The organism is Sphingomicrobium sp. XHP0239, assembly GCF_039555325.1.
GTDB classification, from domain to species: Bacteria; Pseudomonadota; Alphaproteobacteria; order Sphingomonadales; family Sphingomonadaceae; genus Sphingomicrobium; species Sphingomicrobium maritimum.
Map to the genome: position 1 here is coordinate 975,440 of NZ_CP154608.1, position 24,905 is coordinate 1,000,344.

The following is a 24,905-nucleotide window of genomic DNA, read 5'->3' on the forward strand; positions in this document are numbered from 1 at the left end:
GTTCATCGGCCGCCGAACCGCCGCTGGCGTTTCTGATAGACCGCGATCGCCTCGCCCAGCGCCGCCGCATCGAAGTCGGGCCACAATTGGTCGAGGAAGATGAATTCGGCGTAGGCCGCCTGCCACAGAAGGAAATTGCTCAGTCGCTGCTCGCCCGACGTGCGGATGACGAGGTCGAGGTCGGGCAAACCGGCAGTCTGCATTGCATTTTCCATCGCGTCGCAATCGATACTGTCGACGGTCCGGTCCCCCGACGCCACCTGCTCCGCAAGCCGCCGCGCCGCGGCCGCGATTTCCTGCCGGCTCCCGTAGTTCAGCGCCACGTTGAGCGTCAGTCGCTCGTTGCCCGCCGTTTTCTCCGACGCGCGCTGCAGTCGGTTCCAGAGGTCCGGCCCGAAGGCGCTCGGCTCGCCGATGAAGCGTAGGCGCACACCTTCGCGCGCCAGCTCTTCCAGCTCGCGATCGAGGTAGAAGCGCATCAGCCCCTTGAGATCGGTGACTTCTTCCTCGCTCCGGCGCCAGTTCTCGCTCGAGAAGGCGTAGAGCGTCAGGCATTCGACCCCGTATTCGACCGCGGCGCGCAAAGTGCGTCGTACCGCCTCGGCACCTTCGCGGTGACCCGCGACACGGGGCAGCCCCTTCGCTTTCGCCCAGCGCCCGTTGCCGTCCATGATGATGGCAACGTGGCGCGGCACGTTCGCGCGGGTTTCCGCACTCGTCTCCGAAGAAGAGGCCAGCGCCTCGCTCACTGGGTGAGGATTTCCTTTTCCTTCGCCTCCGCGATCTTGTCGATCTCGGCGATCTTGTCGTCGGTCATCTTCTGGACTTCGGTCTCGTGACGCTTGCGCTCGTCCTCGCCGAATTCACCCTTCTTTTCATCGGCCTTGATCGCATCGTTGCCATCACGTCGCACGTTGCGAACCGCGATTTTTGCCTTTTCGGCATATTGTCCGACGAGCTTCGCAAGCTCCTTGCGACGTTCCTCGGTCAGATCGGGGAGCGGCAGGCGAATGAGCTGCCCGTCGACCACGGGATTGACCCCAAGGCCCGCGTTGCGGATCGCCTTTTCGACATTGCCGATGTTCGACTTGTCCCAAACCTGCACGCTGATCAGCCGCGGCTCGGGTACCGAAACGGTCGCGACCTGGTTGATCGGCATGTTCGCACCATAGACCTCGACCTGCACCGGATCGAGCAGCGCGGTCGACGCGCGTCCCGTCCGCAGACCCGAAAGGTCGCCTCGAAGGCTTTCGACCGCGCCGTCCATGCGGCGGGAAATGTCGCTTTTCTCGTACTGGGCCATCACTCGCTCTCCTCGTTGGTGACGATCGTCGCGGTCCCCTGCCCCGCCAGCACGCGCTGCAGCGTGCCTTCCTCGCGGATGTTGAAGACGACGATCGGAATATCATTGTCGCGGCACAGCGCCACCGCGCTCGCGTCCATGACGCGCAGATTGTCCGCCAGCACGCGGTCGAAGGTCAGGCTCTCGTAGCGGTTCGCACCCTTCACCTTCTTGGGATCCGCATCATAGACACCGTCCACGCTGGTTCCCTTGAGCAATGCGTCGCAGCTCATCTCGGCCGCCCGCAGCGCCGCGGTCGTGTCGGTCGTGAAGAAGGGACTGCCCGTCCCGGCCGCGAAGATCACGACGCGGCCCTTTTCCATGTGCCGCCGGGCGCGGCGACGAATATAGGGTTCGCACACGCTCGCCATCGGAATGGCGGACTGGACCCGGGTATCGACTCCGATCTGCTCGAGGGCATTCTGCATCGCCAGCGCATTCATCACGGTCGCGAGCATGCCCATGTAATCGGCGCTCGCCCGGTCGATGCCCTGCGCGGCGCCCGCGACCCCGCGAAAGATGTTGCCCCCACCGACCACGATGCACAGCTCGAATCCCGCTTCCTTGGCCTTCTTGATCTCGCCCGCGACGCGGCCGGTCGTTTCCGGATCGATCCCGAACGCACCTTTCCCCATCAGGACCTCGCCCGACAGTTTCAAAAGGACGCGATTGAAGGTCGGGCGGGTCATGAGGTCTCCGGGCACGAGGGTTTAAAGGCTCTTAGAAGGCACCGCCCAGCGTCACAAGGCATGAGGGCATGAAAAAAGGGCGGGAAAGCCAAAGCTCGCCCGCCCCAATCCATTCGGTTCGAAAGGAAAAGAACTACCGACCCGCGGCCTTCGCCACTTCCGCGGCGAAGTCGTCTTCTTCCTTCTCGATGCCCTCGCCGAGCTGATAGCGTTCGAAGGCGACGAGTTTGATCTCGGCACCCGCTTCCTTGCCCGCAGCGCCGACGACGTCCGAAACCGGCGTCTTGTTGTCCATGACGAACAGCTGGCTCATCAGCGCGTTTTCCTTCGCGAACTTCTTGATCGAACCTTCGACCATCTTTTCCGCGATATTCTCGGGCTTGCCCGATTCCATCGCCTTGGCCTTAGCGATTTCACGCTCGCGATCGAGCATGTCCTGGTCGAGATCGTCCGCCGTCAGCGCCAGCGGATTGGCCGCCGCGATATGCATCGCGACCTGCTTGCCCAGCGTCTGGAGTTGCGCGGCGTCAGCCGTGCTCTCGAGCGCGACGAGTACGCCGATCTTGCCGAGGTTCGGCGCGGCGGCGTTGTGGACGTAGCTGACGATCGCACCCTGGTCGACGGACAGCGTTGATGTCCGGCGCAGCGACTGGTTCTCGCCGATCTTGGCGATGTTGTCGGTCAGGCGGTCTTCCACCGTGCCGTCGGCACCCGGATAATTCATGGCCTTCAGCGCGTCGATGTCGCCGTCGGCCGTGAGGCTGAGTTCGGCCACGTCCTTCACGAACGCCTGGAACGTGTCGTTCTTGGCGACGAAGTCGGTTTCCGAATTAACTTCGATCACGGCGCCCTTGTTCCCGTCGACGGCAACGCCCACGAGACCTTCGGCAGCCGTGCGGCCCGACTTCTTCGCGGCGGCGGCAAGGCCCTTGGTGCGCAGCCAGTCGACCGCGGCTTCCATGTCGCCGTCGGTTTCGGCGAGCGCCTTCTTGCAATCCATCATGCCCGCGTTGGTGCGGTCGCGGAGTTCTTTCACCTGAGCGGCGGAAATGGCCATTGAGGACGGTCCTTTCGAATTTGTGCAAGGGGGAAGGAACGGCCCATCGCCGTGCCCTCCCCCGGATCATGGTGTCGTGGCGCCAGCCCTACCGGGCCCGCACGACGGAAATGTTACGCGGTCGCGGCCGCTTCGGCGGGCGGATTCTCGCTCGCGCCGAAATCCTCGCCGCTCATCTGCGACTCCTGACCGCGACCCACGTTCGCCGCATTGGCGATGGCATCGCAGTACAGGCGGATGGCCCGGCTGGCATCGTCGTTGCCCGGAACCGGGAACGCGATCCCGCTCGGGTCGCAGTTCGAATCGAGGATCGCGATCACCGGGATGCCAAGCGTGTTGGCTTCCTTGATGGCGAGGTCTTCCTTGTTGGTGTCGATCACGAACATGACGTCGGGAAGCCCGCCCATATCGCGAATCCCGCCGAGGCTCTTCTCCAGCTTGTCGCGCTCGCGCGTGAGCTGAAGGACTTCCTTCTTGGTGAGGCCCGCGGTGTCTCCACCGAGCTTCTCTTCGAGGCTCTTGAGACGCTTGATCGAATTGGAAATGGTCTTCCAGTTGGTCAGCATACCGCCGAGCCAGCGATGGTTGACGTAGTGCTGACCGCAGCTCGCCGCATATTCGGCGATCGGCTCCGACGCGGTGCGCTTGGTCCCCACGAACAGCACCTTGCCGCCGCGCTGCACCGTCTGTTCGACGAAATCGAGCGCGCGGGCAAAGAGCGGAACGCTCTGCGAAAGATCGATGATATGGACACCGTTGCGCGCGCCGAAGATGTACGGCTTCATGCGCGGGTTCCAGCGGTGGGTCTGGTGGCCGAAATGCGATCCGGCTTCGAGCAATTGCTGCATGGTGACGACATTGGCCGCCATAGGATAGTCTCCTTCCGGTTATACGTCGGCGGGTCCAGAGAACTCTTCATGAGAGCACCGGTATGGTGGTCCCGCCTGCGAGATGGCGCGGCGATTAGGCGAAAAGCTGCCGCGCTTCAACCCCTTATCGCACCTGCGAAGCGCGATGAGAACAAAAAGAGACCGAAACGGCTTGACTTCACGAGAACGAAAGGCGAACTGTGGGACAGGAACGAAGCAGGAACGATTCTCAATCGCAGGGGTTGCCGCCATGATCGTCGGACTGTTCTTCGCCTTTCTCATCGCTGCCATGTCGATGGCCTTCGCCTCCGTGTTCAATGCGGAAGGCGACAAGATCCGAGCGGCGCTCTCGGGCGAGAGCCGACCGGCACCCGTCGCTCGCGCCGTCAGTGTGCGGTGGGAGAAACCGCTGCCGTGTCGGCCCGCAATTCGTCCCGTTCTGCGCGCCGCCGCTTGACGCGGCCGTAGCTCGCCATGCTGAACGGCAGCAGCACGACGTAAAGCGCGCTGATGGCGAGAAGGGTGATCCACGGCGACGTGATCAACGCCGCCGCAAGCAGGCCGACGCCCGCCAGCGCTGGGATTCGCCAGGCACGCCGCAGCCGCAGGGACGACCAGCTGTAGGTCGCGACCGAACTGATCATCAAAAGCGCCACGAACAGCACCCACGGCATCACCACGTACCAGGCGCGGAAAAATTCGATTTCCGTGATCAGCCACAGGTAAATGGGAACGAACGCCAGCCCCGCCCCCGTCGGCGCCGGCACTCCGGTAAGGTAGCCCGCCGACTTGTGCGGCTGATCGTCGGCATCGATCTGTGCGTTGAACCGCGCCAACCGGAGCGCACAGGTGACAGCGAGCGCCAGCGCGGCGATCCATCCGAACCGCGGTGCCTCCTGCAACGCCCACAGATAGATGATGAGCGCCGGAGCGACCCCGAACGCGATATTGTCGGACAGGCTGTCGAGTTCGGCCCCGAACCGGCTCTGCGCGCGCAGCAACCGGGCGACACGTCCGTCCAGCCCGTCGAGAACCCCCGCCACGATGATACAGCCTAGGGCAAGGCCCCAATGGTCCATTTCCCCGCCCGCCGCGGAGACCGCGTAGCGCACCCCCGTCAGCCCGAAGCACAAGGCCATCGCGGTGATCGCGTTGGGCGCCAGCGCACGAAACGGAAGCCCGCTTCCCGGCTTGATGTCCGGATTTTCGTCTCTCACGATGCGGCCCTCACTGGGCGCGGCCTTCGAGCCTGACGTCGCTGCCGAGGCGCGCCAGCACCGTCTCGCCCGCGATCGTCCGCTGACCGAGCAGCACGTTCGACCCGGTTCCCTCGGGAAGATAGACGTCGACGCGGCTCCCGAACCGGATCAGCCCGACCCGCTCGCCCTTCTCGACGCTCTGTCCCTCCTTCACGTGGGTGAGGATCCGCCGTGCCACCAGTCCGGCGATCTGGGTGAAGCCGATCTGCGCGCCGTCCTCGCGCTGGACAAGGATGTGGCAACGCTCGTTGTCTTCGCTCGCCTTGTCGAGATCGGCATTCACGAACTTGCCCTCGATATAGGCGATCTTGGCGATCCGGCCGGCGATCGGCGCGCGATTGATATGAACGTCGAAGACGCTCATGAAGATCGACACCCGCGTATAGGTCCCGTTACGCAACAAGCCCTCGCCGGTCAGTTCGGGCGGCGGCGCGCCCTTCTTGATCATCGTGACCAATCCGTCGGCGGGTGCGATGACCAGTTCGGGATCGGTCGGCGCCACCCGCACCGGATCGCGGAAGAAGCTCGCGACCCAGATCGTGACCCCCACCATGAGCCAGGCGAGCAGTTCGCTGAACCATCCGTCGAACGCGACGAACAGGAAAAAGGCGACGAAGCCCGCGATGGCGACGAACTTGCGTCCCTCGGGATGGACTTCGGGAAATCGCCACTTGACCGCGGTCAGCTGGCTGTCTGGATGATCGATCTGGGCCATATTCGGCGCTCCCCTAGGGCCCTATGGCCTCCGAAACAATAACGCCCCAACACATGGGAGCGCTCGCCGGTTGCGAAAGCCCCCGCTCCCCCTTAGAGCCTGCGACCAACCGAACACGCAAGAAAAAGAGGCTTCAGCGCACATGCAAAAGATCAAGGTCGCCAATCCGATCGTCGAACTCAACGGCGATGAAATGACTCGCATCATCTGGGACTGGATCAAGGAGCGGCTCATCGCGCCTTATCTCGACATCGATCTGAAGAGCTACGATCTGTCGATCGAGGAGCGCGACCGCACCGACGACCAGATCACCAAGGACGCGGCCCACGCGATCCGCGAACATGGCGTCGGCGTCAAATGCGCCACCATCACCCCTGACGAACAGCGCGTCGAGGAATTCGACCTCAAGAAGATGTGGCGCAGCCCCAACGGCACGATCCGCAACATTCTCGGCGGCGTGGTCTTCCGCGAGCCGATCGTCATCGACAACGTTCCGCGCCTTGTCCCTGGCTGGACCGACCCGATCGTCGTTGGCCGTCACGCCTTCGGCGATCAGTATCGCGCCACCGATTTCCTCGTTCCGGGTCCCGGCACGCTGACGATGAAGTTCGTCGGCGATGACGGCGAGGTGATCGAGAAGGAAGTGCACCAGTTCCCCGAGGCCGGGGTCGCCATGGGCATGTACAACCATGACGACAGCATCCGCGACTTCGCGCGTGCCTGCATGAACTACGGTCTCGACCGTGGCTGGCCCGTCTATCTGTCGACCAAGAACACGATCCTCAAGGCCTACGACGGCCGCTTCAAGGACCTGTTCCAAGAAGTGTTCGACGCCGAATTCAAGGACAAGTTCGCCGAAGCGGGGATCGAGTATCAGCACCGCCTGATCGACGACATGGTGGCCTCCGCGCTCAAATGGAACGGCAAGTTCATCTGGGCCTGCAAGAACTATGACGGCGACGTTCAGTCGGACACCGTCGCGCAGGGCTTTGGTTCGCTGGGTCTGATGACCAGCGTCCTCATGTCGCCCGACGGCAAGACCGTCGAGGCCGAAGCCGCGCACGGCACCGTGACCCGCCACTATCGCCAGCACCAGGAAGGCCGCGCCACTTCGACCAACCCGATCGCGTCGATCTTCGCCTGGACGCGCGGCCTCATGTACCGCGGCAAGTTCGACGATACGCCCGACGTTGTGAAGTTCGCCGAAACGCTCGAGGACACCATCATCAAGACCGTCGAAGGCGGCCAGATGACCAAGGATCTCGCGATCCTGATCGGCCCCGACCAGGCGTGGATGACCACCGAGCAGTTCTTCGAAGCGATCGTGAACAACTTCGAAGAGCGGATGCAGAACTGGAGCTAGGGCGACCTTGCCGAACCAGAAAACCAAGGCCCGGCTGAAGGTCCGGCAGGCTCGCCTGTCGGACATCGCCGGCATCACCGAGCTGGCGGCACACGCCTACAAGGATTTCGTGCCCTACACGGCCAGCGAGATCCGGGGCCAGCTTAACAATTATCCGCGCGGCTGTTTCGTCGCGGTGCTCGACGACCGCATCGTCGGCTATTGCGCTTCCATGCGCCTCGCAGAGGGGATCGCGCTCAAGCATCACACGTGGCGCGAGATTACCGGTGGCGGCTACGGCGCGCGGCACGATCCGACCGGCGACTGGCTCTACGGCTATGAAATGGTCGTCGACGTCAAGGCGCGCGGCACCCGCATCGGCCGCCGTCTGTACGAAGAACGGCGCAAGCTGGCCGAGGAGCTCGAACTCACCGGTATCGCCTTCGGGGGTCGCATTCCCGGCTATCGCCGCAACCGCAAGAAGGTGTCGGGCGCACAGGACTATCTCGACAAGGTCGTTTCGGGCGAGATCCACGATCCCGTGATCCGGTTCCAGCTGGCCAACGGCTTCGAACCGATCGGCATTCTGAAGAGCTATCTGCGCGAGGACAGCCGGTCGATGGGCCACGCGGTCCACATGGTTTGGCGCAATCCGTACGTCGATCGCGAAAGCCCAAAGAAATTCCGCCTTCCCCGCGGCGTCGAAAGCGTCCGTATCGCCACCTGCCAGCTACAGGCCCGCGCGGTCGGCGATTTCGACGAGTTCATCGACAATGTCCGCTACTTCATCGAGGTCGCCAGCGACTACGAGAGCGATTTCATCCTCCTTCCCGAACTCTTCACCCTCAGCCTTCTCAGCGCCGAGGAGAAAGAGCTCGAACCCAAGGACGCGATCGAGAAGCTCACCGAATATACGGGCCAGATCCGCACCAGCCTGTCGGAAATGGCCATGCGCTACAACATCAACATCATCGGCGGGTCGCACCCGACGCGCACTCCCGACGGCGAGATCCAGAACGTTTCATTCGTCTGCCTTCGTGACGGCGCGATCCACGAGCAGGAGAAGATCCACCCCACGCCGAACGAGCGTTACTGGTGGAACATCTCGGGCGGCGATACGATCGACACCATCCCGACCGACTGCGGCCCGATCGGCGTTACCATCTGCTACGACAGCGAATTCCCGGAACTGGCCCGCCGTCTGGTCGACGAGGGCGCGCGGATCATCTTCACGCCCTTCTGTACCGACAGCCGCCAGGGCTATCTTCGCGTGCGCTACTGCTGTCAGGCGCGCGCGATCGAGAACCAGTGCTTCGTCGTCCTGGCGGGCAATGTCGGCAACCTGCCCAAGGTCCACAACATGGATATCCAGTATGCGCAGAGCTGCATCCTGACGCCATGCGACTTTCCATTCGCTCGCGACGGGATCGCGGCGGAAGCGACCGAGAATGTCGAGACGCTGACGATCAGCGATGTCAACCTCGCCGATCTCAGCTGGGCCCGCGCAGAAGGCACGGTGCGCAACCTCGCCGACCGTCGCTTCGACCTTTACGACATCAAGTGGGACACCTCGCATCCCCACGACAAGGAAAGGCCACGCGCCGAACCCATCGGCCCGGGCGGCATGGGCGGCGGCTGATACGACTGACCGATTCAACCACCGTTCACGCTCTGGTTTCCATCGCCGGAGAAACGGTCGAGGAGAATGTCGATGATCTGCCCTTTACGCACCGCCATCGTCCTCGCCGCTTCGGCCATCGTTCTGGCCACGCCCGTCGCTGCCGTGGCGCAGGAAGCCCAAGTCCCGGATACGGAAGAAGCCGAGATCGTCATTCTCGGCATGGCCGGTGAACCCTTCCGGCTGACCAGCGACCGACTTCGTGATGCGATCCGCACCTACGAGGAGAAGCGGGAGGCCCTCGCTCCCCAAGCCACCCTGGAATGGACGATCCGGAACTACGATCCGACGAGCGATCTTGCGCTGACGTTGGTCGATCGCAAATCGAAGCAGCGCACCAAGGTCGCGATCACCCCGGACGGACGGTTCGTCCTTCCGCACGACAGAATGCTGGAACGAAAGTTCGACCTCGTCGCCAACCGATCCCGCGAACCGGTCGGTATCATGCCGACGGTATTCTCGCCGGGCGGGACCCTCGAACGGCACCGGGTCGGCGATGCCCGCCTCGCCTGCCACGTCACCCTGGCCTTCATCGACAACGACATGTCGGCGTTCGAACGGATGGTCCTGCGAACGGTCGGCGGATGCGATTCCAGTCGCGTCTCCGCCATGCGCGGGACCGATCGTCCGATCGCGACAGTCGACGTCAGCGGCTGGGATGGTGAGATCCGGGTGGCCGATGATCGTCGGTCCTACCGAATGCCGGTGCACGACCGTTCGCTCGACAATGAATCGATCATCACGTTGCGCTACGCGCAGGAAGGATCGAGCGCCGACTGACCTTGCGTCGACTGTCGCGAGCGACGCCCTCTGAAAGATAGCCGCCCGGGTCCCGCATCGACTTGATCGACATTACGGTTTTGCCCCGTGACACCCGCGCGCCCATGCGCCAAATAGCCCCCTATGGCGGGCGAACTCGATATTGAAGGACTGAGCGACGCGCTGGTGATCCTCGGTGCGGCCGGGATCGTCATTCCCGCCTTCGCACGGTTCAAGATCAACCCCGTCATCGGGTTCATTCTCGTCGGGATCGCCACCGGGCCCTTCACGCTCGGCGCGCTCAGCGACGAGATCCGCTGGCTTCGCCATTTCACGATCGACGATCCCGAGGCGATCCAGCCTTTCGCGGACTTCGGTGTCATCCTGCTCCTGTTCGCCATCGGTCTGGAACTGAGCTTCAAGCGGCTCTGGTCGCTTCGCAACATGGTGTTCGGGATCGGCGCCGCCGAACTGCTCGTCACGGCGAGTATCTTCGGCGCGGTGATGCTGCTGATCTTCGGCTGGGAAACCAAGAGCGCGGCTGCGCTCGGGCTCGCGCTCGCGATGAGTTCGACCGCGCTGGTGCTGCCCATTTCCGGAACCCACAGCCCCGTCGGTCGTGCCGCGCTCGCGATGCTGCTGTTCGAGGACGTCGCCCTCGTCCCCATGCTGTTCGTCTTCGGAACGGTGGGCGGCGCGGATGTCGACGGGCTGACTCAGGTCGCCATCTCGGGCGGCATCGCGGTCGTCGCGATTCTCGTCGTCGGCCGGTTCCTCCTCCCGCCACTCTTCGCCCAGGCGGCGCGCACCAAGTCCCCCGAAGGCTTCTTCGCGATCTCGCTCCTGACGGTGATCCTCGCCGCGGTGGCAACCTCGGCGGCGGGCGTCTCTCCCATCCTCGGCGCTCTTCTCGCCGGCATGCTGATCGCCGAAACCGAATATCATAGCGAGGTCGATGTCGTCATCGCGCCCCTAAAAGGCCTCGGCCTCGGGGTCTTCCTCATCTCGATCGGGATGCTGATCGACGTCGGAGAGGTCATCCAGGAGTGGCACCTGATCCTCGGCGGGCTGGCGGGCGTCCTGCTCGTCAAGTCGCTCGTCACCGGGTCGCTGCTGCGTATCGCCGGCGCACGCCGGGGGGTTGCCGCGGAAACCGGTATCCTGATGGCCAGCCCGTCGGAAACCACGCTCATCCTGCTGGGCGCAGCGGGCGCGGCCGGTGTCCTCAGCCGCGAAACGGTGAGTTTCTGGTCCGCCGCGACCGCGCTCGGTCTCACGATCACCCCGTTTCTTGCCGATCTCGGTCGGCTCGCCGGACGCCGCGTCGAAAAGAACGAAACTGCCGCCGACCTCGCTGCCGAGGACGTCGCCGATCGTACCGTCATCTTCGGCTTCGGGCGTGTCGGGGAATTGATCGCCCAGATGCTCGATGAACATCAACGCCCCTACCTTGCCATCGACAACGACATCGATGCCGTCCGCCGCCACCGCGAGCGCGGATACAATGTTCTCTATGGCGATGTCGCGCGCGCCGATCTCGTCGATCGCCTTAGCTTAGCGGATGCGGCCGCCATCGTGCTGACGATGGATGCGCCCGTGCTGACCGCGCGGTTGACCGATACGATCCGTGCGGACCATCCGGACCTTCCGATCATCGCCCGCGCCCGCGATAGCGAACACGCCGCGAAGCTCTACAAGGCGGGGGTGACCGACGCCGTCCCCGAAGCCTTGGAAGCCTCGCTCCAACTGTCCGAAGCCGTGCTCGTCGATATCGGGGTCGCGATGGGCCCGGTGATCGCCAGCATTCATCAGAAGCGTAGCGACCTTCGCGACCAGATCATGGACGAGGGCGGCCTGGCGACCGCGCCCAGCCTCGGCAAACGGCGGGACTAGGCTCGCCCCGCGACGCTCAGGCGGAAACGCTCGCCAACGCGTCCTTCACCGCCACCAGCGCTTCGTCCGCCGCTTCGCCATCGGGTCCACCGCCCTGCGCCATGTCGGGGCGTCCGCCCCCGCCCTTGCCACCGAGCTTCTCGACCGCCGCGCGAACCAGGTCGACCGCATTCACGTCGGCCGTCAGGTCGTCGGTGACGCCGACCGCGACGCTCGCACGCCCTTCGTTCACCGCGACCAGCGCAGCGACGCCGCTACCCAACTGGGATTTCATCTCGTCGATCGTCGGACGCAGCTCCTTAGGTTCCAGTCCCTCGACCTTCTTGCCCAGAAACTTGCGGCCCGCGACATCTTCGGGTCCCGCAACGTCGGTCGAACCGCCGCCACCCATCGCCAACGCCTTCTTCGCCTCGGCCAGCTCTTTCTCGACGCGCTTCATGTTCTCGACCAGCGCCGCGATCCGGTCGGGCACCTCGTCCGGAGCCGCCTTGAGGCTCGCCGCGGCGCTTCGCAACTTGGCATCGCGATCGAGCAGCCACTGACGCGCGGCCTCTCCCGTCAGCGCTTCGATGCGCCGAACGCCCGACGACACGGCGCTTTCGGAAATGATCTTGAACAACTGGATGTCGCCCGTCGCGTTGACGTGCGTGCCGCCGCACAACTCGACCGAATAGTGGCGGACAGTCTTGCGACCCATCGACAGGACCCGGACCTCGTCGCCATATTTCTCGCCGAACAGCGCCAGCGCACCCGCTTCGACCGCATCGTCGGGAGCCATCAGTTGGGTTCCGACGCCCTCGTTGGCGCGAATTTCCTCGTTCACCTCTGCCTCGATCGCCGCAATCTCGTCGGCGGTCAGCGAGGACGGGTGCGAGAAGTCGAACCGTAGCCGCTCGGGAGCCACCAGACTGCCTTTCTGCGTGACATGATCGCCGAGAATGCCGCGAAGCGCCGCGTGGACGAGATGCGTCGCCGAATGATTAGCGCGCACCCGGTTGCGTCGATCGACGTCGACCTCTTGGTGCAGCGTATCGCCCACCTTCACTTCGCCCGTCGCAACATTCGCCTGCAAGGCATGCAGCTTGCCAAGGGGCTTGGCCGTATCGGTCACGATCAGCGCGACCCCGTCGGCCGTGAGTTCCCCCGCATCCCCGACCTGCCCGCCGCTCTCGCCGTAGAAAGGCGTCTGGTTGAGAAGGATCTGCACCTCGTCGCCCTCGCCCGCTCGTTCGACAGCGGCTCCGTCCTTGACGATAGCCTGCACGACGCCCTCGCCGGCGGTGGCGGCGTAGCCGGTGAATTCGGTCGCGCCATGCCGGTCGGCCAGGTCGAACCACAGCTCGTCCGACGCCTGCGCGCCCGATCCCTTCCAGGCCGCCCGCGCTGCTGCTTTCTGTTCGGCCATCGCGGCGTCGAAACCCTCCCGGTCGACCTCCAGCCCGTCGCGCCGCAGCGCATCCTCGGTCAGATCGTAGGGAAAACCGTAGGTGTCGTAGAGCTTGAACGCCGTCTCACCCGACAGCTTCTCGCCCTCGCTCATGCCGACCCGCGCCTCGTCGAGCAACTTCAGGCCATTCGCCAGCGTCCGGCGAAACCGCACTTCCTCAGCATGCAGCGTCTGCTCGATCAGGGGCTGCGCGCGGACGAGTTCGGGAAAAGCCCCGCCCATCTCGCTCGACAGTTCGGGAACCAGCCGATGCATCAGCGGATCCTTCGCGCCCAGCAGATGCGCATGGCGCATCGCCCGGCGCATGATCCGGCGCAGGACGTAACCGCGCCCTTCGTTCGCAGGCAGCACGCCGTCGGCGATCATGAAGGCGCTCGAACGAAGATGGTCCGCAATCACGCGGTGCGAAGCGCGGCGATCGCCCTTGCTGTCGGTACCCGTCATCTCCTCGGACGCGGCGATCAGCGCGCGGAACAGGTCGATGTCGTAATTGTCGTGCACGCCCTGCATGACCGCGGCGATCCGCTCCAGCCCCATGCCGGTGTCCACCGAAGGCTTGGGAAGGTCGGCGACGATCTCGTCGTTCGCCTGCACGAACTGCATGAACACGAGATTCCAGACTTCGACGAACCGGTCGCCGTCCTCGTCGGGACTGCCCGGGGGGCCACCCGGAATGTCCTCGCCATGATCGTAGAAGATCTCGCTGCACGGTCCGCATGGGCCGTCGGCGCCCATCGCCCAGAAATTATCCTTCGTGGCGATGCGGATGATCCGCTCCTCGGGCAGGCCCGAAATCTTGCGCCACAGGTCGAACGCCTCGTCATCGGTGTGATAGACGGTCGCCGTCAATTTCTCGGGCGCCAGTCCCCACTCCTTCGTGAGCAGCGTCCACGCATGGACGATCGCCTGCTCCTTGAAATAGTCTCCGAAGGAGAAATTCCCCAGCATTTCGAAGAAGGTATGATGCCGCGCGGTATAGCCGACATTGTCGAGATCGTTGTGCTTGCCGCCCGCCCGCACGCATTTCTGGCTGCTCGTCGCGGTCGAATAGTCGCGCGTTTCCAGCCCCGTGAACACGTTCTTGAATGGCACCATTCCGGCATTGACGAACATCAGCGTCGGATCGTTGTGCGGAATGAGCGGCGCGGAGGCCACGCGCTCGTGCCCGGCCCCCTCGAAATAGTCGAGGAAAGAGCGGCGGATGTCGTTGGTCGATGTCATGCAGCCGATGTATGCGGCCCGCCCCGCTGCGGCAAGACGGCAAGAAAGCGGACGCCGTTTCCGACGCCCGCTTTCCATCCGTTTGAAACGACCTAGCTGTAGATGTCGTAGCTGTCGGTAATCAGATAACTGTCCGGATCGACCGCATATACATAGCCGTCGGCGTAGCGATACGAACGATCGGGATTCTCCACGAACCGGGCGCGATACTGCTGCGGAACGTTATAGACGCTGTAGCTGGCCGGCATCGGCTGGCCCACGCTCAGCGGCTGTCCGGTGACCAGCGACACCAGAGCGGTGATCAGCTGCGTCGTCGGATCGACCCGATAGATCGCATTGTCGGCATAGCGATACTGATAGTCCGGCGTGTCGTAATAGAGACCCTGATAGCCGTACGGCACATTGTAGTCCGGATAATCGGTCGGCCACGGCGACCCGACCATATAGTCGGCTTCGTAGAGCGGGTATCCGTTCGTGACGTAGCGCGTCCGCGGATCGATCTCGTAGACGTAGCCGTCGTCGTAACGATACCAGGCATCGTTCGTGTCGACATACCGGTCGCGATAGCTGACCGGGACATTGTAGACGTCATAGCCTGCGGGCATCCGCTGACCGACCGAGAAGTTCTGACCCGTCAAAAGGGCGGCCACCGCCGTGATCAGCTGGGTCGCGGGATCGACCCGATACACTGCCGGCCCAACGGTCCGGTAATAACTGTTCGACGTCGGATAATAGGCGCCCTGATATCCGTAGGGCACATAGCCCTGGTCGTAGTAGCTCGGCACGCTGCGGCCGATCCAGTTGGGGCTGTAGTAAGCCGGGATGACGGACCGCACGACGTTGCGCGTCCGGTCGATTCGATAGATCGTGTCGAGGTTCCGATCGTAGCGGTAATAGTCGTTCCGCGTGTCGCGATAGCGGGTGCGATAGGCGCTCGGAAGACGCGGTTCGTACCAGTCCCGCTGGACGGTGCTGCCGGCCCGAACGAAGCGGACGGGATCGTTGGCGATCACTTGGCGCGTCGCGCGACGATCGCCCCGTTCGACCCAGTCGCGATAGGCGGCGCGCTGTTCGTAACGACGCTCGGCACGGCGTTCGGCACGCTGGATCTGGCGACGGACCTCGACGCGGCGTTCGCGAATGTCCTCGCGACGTTCTGCGCGGCGCTGCTCGACCCGGCGCTGCTGCCGGAGATCGCGACCGCGTTCGATACGGCGTTCCATCGCTCGCTCGGCACGACGCTCGTTACCACGCTGCTGGAGACGCCGCTCCTGCGCGATCCGGGCACGATTCTCCTGAACACGCTGGTCGCGGCGCTGGTCGATGCGGCGATCCTGGCGACGCTCGGCGCGGCGTTCCTGCACGCGCTGGGCACGACGCTGTTCGGCGCGCTGCTGCTGGCGCTGCTGCGCGCGTTGCTGTTGACGCTCGGCCCGGCGCTCTTGAGCACGTTGCTGCTGACGCTCCTGTGCGCGTTGCTGCTGCCGCTCCTGCGCTCGCTGAGCTTGGCGCTGCTGCTGGCGCTCCTGAGCACGTTGCGCCTGCCGCTGCTGCGCACGTTGCTGCTGGCGTTCCTGCGCACGCTGTTGCTGACGTTCCTGCGCGCGCTGCTGCTGACGCTGTTGAGCGCGTTCCTGCTGACGCTGCTGGGCGCGCTGTTGCTGACGAGCGTCGGCCTGGCGTGCCTGACGCTGCTCCTGACGGGCATTTCCCCGACGGTCCTGACGCTGCGCTTGGCGTTGCTCGGCGCGCTGCTGGCGGCGGTCCTGGCGATCGGCCCGATCCTTGCCGCGGTCACCGCGCTCGGCGCGTTCGGGCTGGACGTCGACGCTGTCGACACCTGCTGCCGCTGCCGACGGGGCGATGAGCGCCAATCCGGCGACCGATGCAATCAATGAAATTCGGGTCATGAACGACCTCCTGCTGCTTCCAATCTTCAACGCCCAATTTACCAAATGGTGCATGGACCAAGCTTGAACCCAAGTGGAAAATCGCCCCGTTTGCCCCGTTTTGTCGGCAACCCAACGATACTGTAGGCTGGCGTTCAGTTTAGCGTCGGGTTACCGCGGAGCGCATGTCTACCAAGCGTCGCCCCGCCGCCCGCCTCTTCATCTGGCTCCTGTGGTTCGCCCTCCTGCTGTTCCTCGCCAGCATCGTCTGGGTCGGCCTCTACCGCTTCGTGCCGGTCCCCATCACCGCAACGATGCTGATCGACGACAATGACCTCCGCAAGGACTGGGAACCGCTCGAGCGGATCGACCGCGACATGGTTCGCGCCGCCATCGCCGCCGAAGACGGCAAGTTCTGCGCTCATAAGGGCTTTGACTGGGAAGCCATCGAGGAAGCTCGCCGCCGCAACGCGGAAGGCGGCACGCTTCGCGGCGGCTCGACGATCAGTCAGCAGACGGCCAAGAACGTCTTTCTGTGGCAAGGCGGCGGCTATGTCCGCAAAGGCGTCGAAGCCTATTTCACCTTCCTGATCGAAAGGCTGTGGGGAAAGCGGCGGATCATGGAGGTCTATCTCAACGTCGCCGAAACCGGGATCGGCACCTACGGCGTGACCGAAGGCGCGAGGCGCTATTTCGACAAGGATGCGTCCAGTCTTTCGGCGCGCGAGGCCGCGGCGATCGCCGCGGTGCTCCCGCTTCCCAAGGAGCGCCCGGGTCGCAATCCGAGCGGTTTCACCGCACGCTACGGGGCGACCATCGCATCCCGCATCGGCACCGTGGAACGCGACGGCCTCGATGCGTGTGTCTATCCCGAAGGAGAATCGACGATGGACAACGACACCCCCGAACAGCCGCAGCCCGATCCGGCGCCGCGCCCGCAGCCGGCGACCCCCGGTCCGGACCAGGATCCGGCACCCGCGGAGACGCCCCCTCCCGTCGAACCGCAGCCCGATCCGGTCGACCCGAGCCCGAGCGAGACCCCGCCGATCGAAACCCCGCAGGAAACGCCCCCGCTGACGCCCGACAGCGTTCCGGAAGTCTAACCAGCCGCCGAGTAGACGAGCTGCGGTCGCTGCGGCTCGTCGCTCGACAGCGCGACATTGCTTTCGCCCAGCATCCGCTCGAGCCGATCGACGAGATCGGTGTCGAGCGCGAAGTCGCGTCCGAGGAACAGTTCGGCCTGGCGCCCGTCACCCACCGGCACGGTCGCATGAACCGCTCCCCGCCCCCCGTTCGACAGCTCTTCGACGAGAACCGACAGCGCCGCCCGATCTGTGATCGTCACGTCGAGCCGAAGCCGCTGATTGCTCGCCAAGGCGGAAAAGGGCGTGAAACCTCGGACCGTGACGCGCACCTCTTCCTCGCCCTCGCGTCGATCCAGTTCCGCCGAAATGAGGCCCGCTTCGCCCGACTTGGCAGCCGCCTCGATCGCTTCCGACGCAGTCTCGTCGAAGCACATCGCGCTGAACTGGCCCGACGGGTCGGACAGCGTCGCCATCATGTAGCGATTGCCCCGCGCCGAAGTGCGCCAACGGGCTTCCTCGACCAGCGCTGCCATCTTCGCTGCCGCCCGCGATCCCGGCTGGACGTTGAGCTCGCCGAGGTCCGAATGGCGTCGCACCTGATGCGCCGCGATGAGGTGTGCGTCCGCTTCGACCGGGTGCGAAGAGAAATAGAAACCGAAGGCGTCGCGCTCCGCCGTCATCCGTTCGGCACGGTTCCAGCTCGCCTGCGGCAGGCGGATGGCCGCCATTTCGGCTTCCCCCTCGCCGCTGAACAGGGCTGCCTGCCCGCTCATCCGGTCGGACGCCGCTGACTGGGCGTGGCGCAGGATCGTTTCCGCGCCCGCATGCACCGCCGCCCGATCATCTTCGAGCGCGTCGAAAGACCCCGCCCCAGCAAGCGCTTCGAGCTGCCGCCTGTTGAGTAGCCGCGGGTCGATGCGGCCTGCAAAATCCTCGAGGCTGGCGAATTTCCCGTTGGCCTCGCGCTCCTGCGTCAGCTGCTCCATCGCCTTTTCCCCCACGCCCTTGAGCGCGCCGAGGGCGTAACGGACCGCCAGTTCACCGTCCGGACCTTCCTGCACGTCGAATTCGGCCATCGCCTCGTTGATGGTAGGCGCCAGCACCTCGATCCCGGAGCGTTTCGCATCGTCGACGAACAGAGCGAGCTTGTCGGTCAGATTGCTGTCGTAGGTCATCGATGCGGCATAGAATTCGGCCGGATGATGCACTTTCAGCCACGCGGTGTGATAGGCGACGAGCGCATAGGCCGCGGCGTGCGACTTGTTGAAGCCGTAGCCCGCGAACTTGTCGATCAGGTCGAACAGTTCGTTGGCCTTGGCCGGCGCAATGTCGTTTGCGGCCGCGCCTTCGACGAACCGCTTGCGCTGCTTGTCCATCTCCGCCTGAATCTTCTTGCCCATCGCGCGGCGGAGCAGGTCGGCTTCGCCCAGACTGTAGCCCGCCAGCACCTGCGCGGCCTTCATCACCTGTTCCTGGTAGACGAAGATGCCGTAGGTCTCCTTGAGAACGTCCTCCAGTTTCGGGTGGGGATAGGCGATCTCCTTGCGCCCGTTCTTGCGGTCCCCGAACAGCGGGATGTTGTCCATCGGGCCGGGGCGATAGAGCGAGACGAGCGCGATGATATCGCCGAAATTGGTCGGGCGAACGGCCGCCAGCGTTCGGCGCATCCCTTCCGATTCCAACTGGAAGACCCCGACCGTGTCGCCGCGCTGCAAGAGCTTGTAGACTTGGGGGTCGTCCCACTCGAGGCTGGCGTAATCGACCGTCACGCCTTTCTTGGCGCACAGCCGCGCGCCTTCCTTCAGCACCGACAGCGTCTTCAGCCCGAGAAAGTCGAACTTCACCAGGCCCGCCTGCTCGACATGCTTCATGTCGAACTGCGTCACCGGCATGTCCGATCGCGGGTCGCGATAGAGCGGGACGAGCCGATCCAGCGGACGATCCCCGATCACCACCCCCGCCGCATGGGTCGAGGAGTGGCGCGGAAGCCCTTCGAGTTTGGTGGCGAGGTCGAACAGTCGCTTCACGTCGCTGTCGGATTTCACTTCCGCCGCCAGTTCGCTGACGCCGTTGAGCGCGCGTTTGAGGTCCCACGGATCGGTCGGATGGTTGGGCACCAGCTTGGCGAGACGATCGACATGGCCGTAGCTCATCTGGAGGACGCGGCCCGTATCCTTGAGCACCGCGCGTGCCTTCAGCCGCCCGAACGTGATGATCTGCGCCACCTTGTCGCGCCCGTATTTCTCCTGGACGTAGCGGATCACGCGGTCCCGCTTCGTTTCGCAGAAATCGATGTCGAAGTCGGGCATCGACACACGCTCGGGATTGAGAAAGCGTTCGAACAGCAGGTCGAGTTCGAGCGGGTCGAGATCGGTGATGGTCAGTGCCCATGCCACCGCGCTCCCCGCGCCCGAACCACGACCGGGACCGACGGGGATGTCCTCGTCCTTGGCCCATTGAATGAAGTCGGCGACGATCAGGAAGTAGCCGGAGAACCCCATGTTCGCGATGATCTCGAGCTCGTAATCGAGCCGTTCGCGATAGGGTGCCTTGTCATCGTCCGCCTTGTCGGCGAGGCGCTTTTCGAGTCCCGCGTGCGCGGCGCGGCGCAGCGCCTCGTCCTCGTCGTCCGACATGGTCGGCAGGATCGGGCGACGGTCGGGTGCCGCGACCGCGCATCGCCGCGCGATGGCACCCGAATTGGCAACCGCATCGGGAAGATCCGAAAACAGCATCTCGATCTGTCCGGCGTCCTTCAACCATGCCTCGGGCGAACTGGTAACGCGGTCGGGATTATCGACCTGGCTCGAACTGGCGATGCAGAGCATCGCATCGTGCGCGGCATGGAAATCGGGTGTCGAATAATGCGCTGGGTTTGTCGCGACGATAGGATAGCCTCGTGCGTCGGCCAGCGCGATCAGGCGCTTCTCCGCTGCATTCTCGACGGGATGCCCGCGCCGGGACAGTTCGATGTAGAGCCGGTCCGGAAACAGGAGGGAGAGACGCGTTGCGAGCGCTTCCGCCTTGTCGTCCTGCCCGTCGGCGTACAGGCGCGCGATGCCCCCCTCGCCCCCTCCCGACAAAGCGATCAGGCCGTCGGTACGCCCCGCCAGCTGGTCGAACGTGACGTGGGCATCTTCCTCGACCGGCCGGTCCAGATGGGCCGCGGACACGAGGCGACACAGATTGTCGTATCCTGTCTCGTCCTGCGCGTAGAGCGGGAGCCAGTCGATCGCCTTGCCGTCACCGCAATCGGCGGGCCGCTTGACCGCGAGCAGCGTCCCGATGACGGGCTGCACCCCGTCCGCGAACGCCGCCTTGGAAAAACCCATCGCGGCGTAAAGACCGTTTCGGTCGCAAAGCCCTGCGGCAGGAAAGCCCAGTTCCTTCGCGCGCGCGGCGATCGCCTTGGGCTCGATCGCGCCCTCGAGCATGGTAAAGCTCGAGAAGATGCGCAGCGGGACGTAGGTCATGGCGGCAATATGGCGGCTGCGAGGGCGCGCGCCAACCGACTTATCCACAGATTTTCGAATGTTAGGCGAAGCTGATGCCCGGCCCCAGCTTGCCGTCGTGCAACCGCACGACACGGTCCATCTGCGCCGCCAGCGCTTCGTTGTGGGTCGCCACCAGCGCTGCTGAGCCCTCGGTTCGCACCAGTTCCAGGAAGGCCGCGAACACCCGTTCGCTCGTCGCCTCGTCCAGATTGCCCGTGGGTTCGTCCGCCAGGACGATCGGCGGCCGATTGGCCAATGCGCGCGCGACGGCAACGCGCTGCTGCTCCCCGCCCGACAGCTTCGACGGACGATGATCGAGCCGCTCTTCGAGCCCGAGCCGCGTCAGCAGATCCCTCGCGCGAAAGTCGGCGCCTTCGCGGTCCATGCCGTGAATGAGCTGGGGCAGGACGACGTTCTCGAGCGCGTCGAAATCGGGCAGCAGATGGTGGAACTGGTACACGAACCCCAGCGCGTCCCGCCGTAGCTCGGTCCGCTCTTCGGCGTTCAGACGGCTCGCCTCGATCCCGTTGATGCGGATCGACCCGTCGAACCCGCCTTCCAAGAGGCCGACCGCCTGGAGGAGGGTCGACTTGCCCGAACCGGAAGGGCCCAGCAGCCCGACGATCTCGCCCGGCTGGATCGAGAGGTCAACCCCGCGCAGGACATCGATGGTGACATGGCCCTGCGTGAAACTGCGCCGAAGATCGCGGGTCTGGACGACGGCCTCATTCATAGCGAAGCACCTCGACAGGATCGGTCTGCGCGGCCTTCTTCGCCGGGAAGAGCGTCGCGAGGAAGATCAGGACCAGCGTCGTGACGACGATCGCGGCGACCTCGAACGGATCGGTCTTGGCCGGCAGTTCGGACAGAAAGCGAACGCTGGGGTCCCACAATTCCTGCCCGGTCAGGAACTGGATGCCGTTCACGACCTGCTGGCGGAACATGAGGAACAACGTGGCGAGAATGATTCCGAGCAGGATCCCGACCAGGCCGATCGTCAGCCCCACGGTCATGAAGATCTTCGTCATGCCGTTCCGGCTCGCCCCCATCGTGCGGAGGATCGCGATGTCCCGCCGCTTGGCGCGGACGAGCATGATGAGGCTGGATGCGATGTTGAATGCGGCGACGAGGATGATGATCGACACGACCACGAACATGACGACACGCTCGACTTCCAGCGCCTCGAACAGTGCGCTGTTCATCTGGCGCCAGTCGACGAGCACGCCGCTTCCCTGGATGGTCGGAAGAAGCGGGACGAGCACTTCGCGGACCCGGTCGGGATTTTCCACTTCGATCTCGACCATCCCGACATTGTCGCCGAGCATCAGGAGCGTCTGCGCATCCTCCATCGGCATCATGACGTAGCGGGCGTCGAAATCGTACACCCCGACTTCGAAGATGGCGGCAACGCGATAGGAGACGATGCGCGGCAGCGTGCCGACGGGTGTCGACCGTCCCTCGGGACTGATCAGCTGGATTTCCGCGCCCGGATAGGCGCCGAGCGCGGCGGCAAGCCGACTGCCAATCGCGATATTGTCCGATCCCGGCGCGACTTCGAGCAGATTGCCCGACGTGACGTTCTCCGCGATCAGCGCGTTCGTTCGAATGTCCTCGATACGGTTACCGCGCAGCAAGACGCCCTCGACCCGTCCGTTGGCGGACGCCATCAGCGGTTGCTCGATCAGCGGCGTCGCCTCGACCACGCCGGGGAGGCGGACCGCGGCGTCGGAGATTTCCTCCCAGTTGGACAGCTGGCCGTCGAACCCCTGCACGACCGCATGGCCGTTCAATCCGACGATCCGGTCGAACAGGTCGGCGCGAAAGCCGTTCATCACGCTCATCACGCTGATGAGCGCGAAGACGCCGAGCGCCACCGCGACGACCGAAAAGCCAGCGACCACGAAAATGAACCCCTCGCCCTTGTGGGGCAGGAGGTAACGGCGCGCGATCATCCGTTCGTGGGCGGAGAGGATCATGCTGACGATGTTCCGGCGCTGGCCCGCAACAGGGCCGCACGATGCTGGACCCCGGCCCGTGCCGGGGAACAAGAATAGGTCATGCCGTCAACTTGGCCACGACCGCTTCGGGGGACAAGTTCTCGCGCTCCCCCGTTCGTCGATTTTTCAGTTCTACCACGCCGTCCTTCAGTCCGCGCGGACCGACGATGATCTGCCAGGGCAGCCCCATGAGGTCCATGCCGCCCAGCTTCACTCCGCCCCGCTCGTCGCGGTCGTCGTAGAGCGTCTCGACCCCTGCGTCGGACAATCGCGCGTACAGATCGTCCGCCGCCGTCATGGTCGCCTCATCGTCCGCGCGCATGGTGACGAGGCCGACCCGCCACGGTGCGACCGCTTCGGGCCAGACGATTCCGTCGTCATCGTGGCTCGCCTCGATGATCGCACCGACGAGGCGCGACACGCCCACCCCGTAGCTACCCATCAACGGGTTGACCATGTTGCCATCTGGGCCCGAGACCTTGAGGTCCAGCGCGCTGGAATATTTGTCGCCGAAGAAGAAGATATGGCCGACCTCGATTCCGCGGCTGGCCTTGATCGCGTCGCCATGCTCGGCCTCGCGAGCTTCATCTCGCATCTCGTCGGTCGCGGCATAGCGATCGGGATGTTCGATCATCCGGGCGTAGAATTCGTCGAGCGCGGCGCCGTCGTTGGTATCGAAATCCGTCGCGTCGATCAGCGGCTGGTCGTCCCAGACCTTATGGTAGAAGACCTCGCTCTCGCCCGTATCGGCGAGGACGATGAACTCGTGGCTCAACTTGCCGCCGATGGGTCCGGTGTCGGCGCGCATCGGAATGGCCTTCAAGCCCATGCGATCGAACGTGCGCGTGTAGGCGATCAGCTGCCGGAGATAGCTCTTGCGGCCCGCTGCCTCGTCGAGATCGAAGCTGTAGGCGTCCTTCATCAGGAACTCGCGCCCGCGCATCACACCGAAGCGGGGGCGCACCTCGTCGCGGAACTTCCACTGGATGTGGTAAAGCATTGCGGGAAGGTCGCGGTAGCTCTTGGCATAATCGCGGAAGATGATCGTCAGCATCTCCTCGTTCGTCGGGCCATAGAGCATTTCGCGGTCATGCCGGTCGGTGATGCGCAGCATCTCGGGGCCATAGGCATCGTAACGTCCGCTCTCGCGCCACATGTCGGCGGGCTGGATCGTCGGCATCAGCATTTCCTGCCCGATGCGGTCCTGCTCCTCGCGCACGAGGGCCTCGATCTTCCGCAGCACGCGCAGGCCCAGCGGCAGCCAGGCATAGATGCCGCTCGAGGTCTGGCGGATCAGACCCGCCTGCAGCATCAGCTTGTGGCTGACGATTTCGGCGCTGGAAGGGCTTTCTTTCAGGACGGGCAGGAAGGAACGGGACAGGCGCACGGCGCGAGGACTTTCGACTGGGAATGGGACGCGCCTGCTCTAGAGGCGCGAGGCGATGAACACAATCGCTCGCACGGCCAATGCGTGGCCTCTCGGACACAGGTGACCCGAAAGCACCGATGTCGGCCCTTTCGGGGGTGACAAAAAGGTCGCGATCGTCCTAGCCAAAAGGGTGTCCGGCACGCGAACTCGCTCTTCGCCCGGACCCAAAGGGGGCTGACGAGCAATCGTCACGCAAGGACGCCCGGGCACCTCCACTGCCCGGGCGTTTTGTCTTTCCGGGTCATTGATCGCAAAGGTTGCGCCGCTGCCGCGCCGGCGCCATCGTCGACACCGGCACAGCGACAAGGGGCCGCGAATGCACGACTTCCTGCAGCAAATTGCCCGGGGCATCGAGCTCATGGGCGTCGTGGTGATCTGCCTCGGCATCCTCTATGCCACGGTCGTCTTCCTTCTCCGGGTAGCGCGCACCGACAACCGCCTGCGCGCATTCGAGAATTATCGCTCCAACCTCGGACGCGGGATCCTGCTCGGACTGGAGCTGCTGGTGGCGGCCGACATCATCTTCACGATTACGTCCGAACTGACATGGGAATCGGTCGGGCTACTCGGCCTTGTCGTCGTCATCCGGACCTTCCTGTCCTTCAGTCTCGAAACCGAGATCGAGGGCGTCCTTCCTTGGAAACGTCGCTTCGTGAAGGACGGCGACGAACAGGAACGGTAGGGTCGAATTATCGAAGGGAATGGTAGCGGAGGAGGGACTCGAACCCCCGACACGCGGA

19 protein-coding genes and 1 pseudogene are annotated in these 24,905 nt (G+C 64.4%); 7 read left to right on the forward strand and 13 right to left on the reverse strand.

What is annotated here, in order from left to right:
- Nucleotides 1-2: 2 nt before the first annotated feature.
- From WJT74_RS04945 to WJT74_RS04975, 7 genes are all read right to left on the reverse strand, one after another.
- Nucleotides 3-749: an isoprenyl transferase gene (locus WJT74_RS04945; protein ID WP_343347552.1), complete on the reverse strand. Its 747-nt coding sequence runs from the start codon at nt 747-749 to the stop codon at nt 3-5.
- Nucleotides 746-1,303, reverse strand: a complete 558-nt coding sequence (gene frr / locus WJT74_RS04950; protein ID WP_343347555.1) for a ribosome recycling factor — start codon at nt 1,301-1,303, stop codon at nt 746-748. Before frr ends, WJT74_RS04945 begins: the two co-directional genes overlap by 4 nt.
- Nucleotides 1,303-2,031 carry a UMP kinase gene (gene pyrH, locus WJT74_RS04955; RefSeq protein ID WP_343347557.1) on the reverse strand — a complete coding sequence of 243 codons (729 nt, stop codon included), beginning with the start codon at nt 2,029-2,031 and terminating at the stop codon, nt 1,303-1,305. The genes frr and pyrH overlap by 1 nt, the downstream gene beginning before the upstream one ends.
- Before the next feature lie 133 nt (nt 2,032-2,164).
- Entirely contained in the window at nt 2,165-3,088 is a 924-nt protein-coding gene (tsf, locus tag WJT74_RS04960; protein WP_343347559.1) for a translation elongation factor Ts, read from the reverse strand.
- A 113-nt stretch (nt 3,089-3,201) separates the two neighbouring features.
- Nucleotides 3,202-3,957 carry a 30S ribosomal protein S2 gene (rpsB, locus tag WJT74_RS04965; protein WP_343347562.1) on the reverse strand — a complete coding sequence of 252 codons (756 nt, stop codon included), beginning with the start codon at nt 3,955-3,957 and terminating at the stop codon, nt 3,202-3,204.
- A gap of 386 nt (nt 3,958-4,343) precedes the next feature.
- Nucleotides 4,344-5,174 carry a CDP-alcohol phosphatidyltransferase family protein gene (locus WJT74_RS04970; protein WP_343347564.1) on the reverse strand — a complete coding sequence of 277 codons (831 nt, stop codon included), beginning with the start codon at nt 5,172-5,174 and terminating at the stop codon, nt 4,344-4,346.
- A 10-nt stretch (nt 5,175-5,184) separates the two neighbouring features.
- The gene (locus tag WJT74_RS04975) at nt 5,185-5,931 is read right to left on the reverse strand and encodes a phosphatidylserine decarboxylase (protein ID WP_343347567.1); all 747 of its coding nucleotides are present in this window, start codon (nt 5,929-5,931) and stop codon (nt 5,185-5,187) included.
- A gap of 142 nt (nt 5,932-6,073) precedes the next feature.
- Here WJT74_RS04975 and WJT74_RS04980 point away from each other — a divergent pair, with 142 nt between their 5' ends.
- The 4 genes from WJT74_RS04980 to WJT74_RS04995 all read left to right on the forward strand — a co-directional run bounded on the left by WJT74_RS04980 (nt 6,074) and on the right by WJT74_RS04995 (nt 11,603).
- The gene (locus tag WJT74_RS04980; protein ID WP_343347569.1) at nt 6,074-7,294 is read left to right on the forward strand and encodes an NADP-dependent isocitrate dehydrogenase; all 1,221 of its coding nucleotides are present in this window, start codon (nt 6,074-6,076) and stop codon (nt 7,292-7,294) included.
- Nucleotides 7,295-7,301: 7 nt separating this feature from the next.
- Nucleotides 7,302-8,912 carry a GNAT family N-acetyltransferase gene (locus WJT74_RS04985; RefSeq protein ID WP_343347571.1) on the forward strand — a complete coding sequence of 537 codons (1,611 nt, stop codon included), beginning with the start codon at nt 7,302-7,304 and terminating at the stop codon, nt 8,910-8,912.
- A 72-nt stretch (nt 8,913-8,984) separates the two neighbouring features.
- Nucleotides 8,985-9,731, forward strand: coding sequence for a hypothetical protein (locus WJT74_RS04990; RefSeq protein WP_343347574.1), 747 nt, complete (start codon nt 8,985-8,987; stop codon nt 9,729-9,731).
- A 123-nt stretch (nt 9,732-9,854) separates the two neighbouring features.
- Nucleotides 9,855-11,603 (forward strand): cation:proton antiporter, encoded by a 1,749-nt coding sequence (locus WJT74_RS04995; protein WP_343347577.1) that lies wholly within the window; start codon nt 9,855-9,857, stop codon nt 11,601-11,603.
- Between the two features lie 16 nt (nt 11,604-11,619).
- Here WJT74_RS04995 and alaS read toward each other — a convergent pair whose 3' ends face one another.
- Both alaS and WJT74_RS05005 read right to left on the reverse strand, forming a co-directional pair.
- Nucleotides 11,620-14,271 carry an alanine--tRNA ligase gene (alaS, locus tag WJT74_RS05000; RefSeq protein WP_343347579.1) on the reverse strand — a complete coding sequence of 884 codons (2,652 nt, stop codon included), beginning with the start codon at nt 14,269-14,271 and terminating at the stop codon, nt 11,620-11,622.
- A gap of 92 nt (nt 14,272-14,363) precedes the next feature.
- Nucleotides 14,364-15,284: a hypothetical protein gene (locus tag WJT74_RS05005; RefSeq protein WP_343347581.1), complete on the reverse strand. Its 921-nt coding sequence runs from the start codon at nt 15,282-15,284 to the stop codon at nt 14,364-14,366.
- On the opposite strand from WJT74_RS05005, the gene WJT74_RS05010 reads away from it, so the two are divergent.
- Both WJT74_RS05010 and mtgA read left to right on the forward strand, forming a co-directional pair.
- On the forward strand, nt 15,285-16,169 hold the full coding sequence (locus WJT74_RS05010; protein ID WP_343347584.1) for a hypothetical protein: 885 nt from the start codon (nt 15,285-15,287) through the stop codon (nt 16,167-16,169).
- 176 nt (nt 16,170-16,345) lie between these two features.
- Nucleotides 16,346-17,029, forward strand: a pseudogene (gene mtgA, locus WJT74_RS05015) (monofunctional biosynthetic peptidoglycan transglycosylase); the annotation flags it as partial.
- A gap of 230 nt (nt 17,030-17,259) precedes the next feature.
- On the opposite strand, the gene dnaE reads toward mtgA, so the two are convergent.
- The 4 genes from dnaE to proS form a co-directional block, all read right to left on the reverse strand.
- Nucleotides 17,260-20,718 (reverse strand): DNA polymerase III subunit alpha, encoded by a 3,459-nt coding sequence (dnaE, locus tag WJT74_RS05020; protein WP_343347586.1) that lies wholly within the window; start codon nt 20,716-20,718, stop codon nt 17,260-17,262.
- Between the two features lie 61 nt (nt 20,719-20,779).
- Entirely contained in the window at nt 20,780-21,472 is a 693-nt protein-coding gene (locus tag WJT74_RS05025; protein ID WP_343347588.1) for an ABC transporter ATP-binding protein, read from the reverse strand.
- Nucleotides 21,465-22,715: a lipoprotein-releasing ABC transporter permease subunit gene (locus tag WJT74_RS05030; protein WP_343347591.1), complete on the reverse strand. Its 1,251-nt coding sequence runs from the start codon at nt 22,713-22,715 to the stop codon at nt 21,465-21,467. The genes WJT74_RS05025 and WJT74_RS05030 overlap by 8 nt, the downstream gene beginning before the upstream one ends.
- A gap of 79 nt (nt 22,716-22,794) precedes the next feature.
- Entirely contained in the window at nt 22,795-24,123 is a 1,329-nt protein-coding gene (proS, locus tag WJT74_RS05035) for a proline--tRNA ligase (RefSeq protein WP_343347592.1), read from the reverse strand.
- 358 nt (nt 24,124-24,481) lie between these two features.
- On the opposite strand from proS, the gene WJT74_RS05040 reads away from it, so the two are divergent.
- A complete protein-coding gene (locus WJT74_RS05040; RefSeq protein ID WP_343347594.1) occupies nt 24,482-24,847 on the forward strand; it encodes a DUF1622 domain-containing protein in 366 nt (121 codons plus the stop codon).
- Nucleotides 24,848-24,905: the final 58 nt, after the last annotated feature.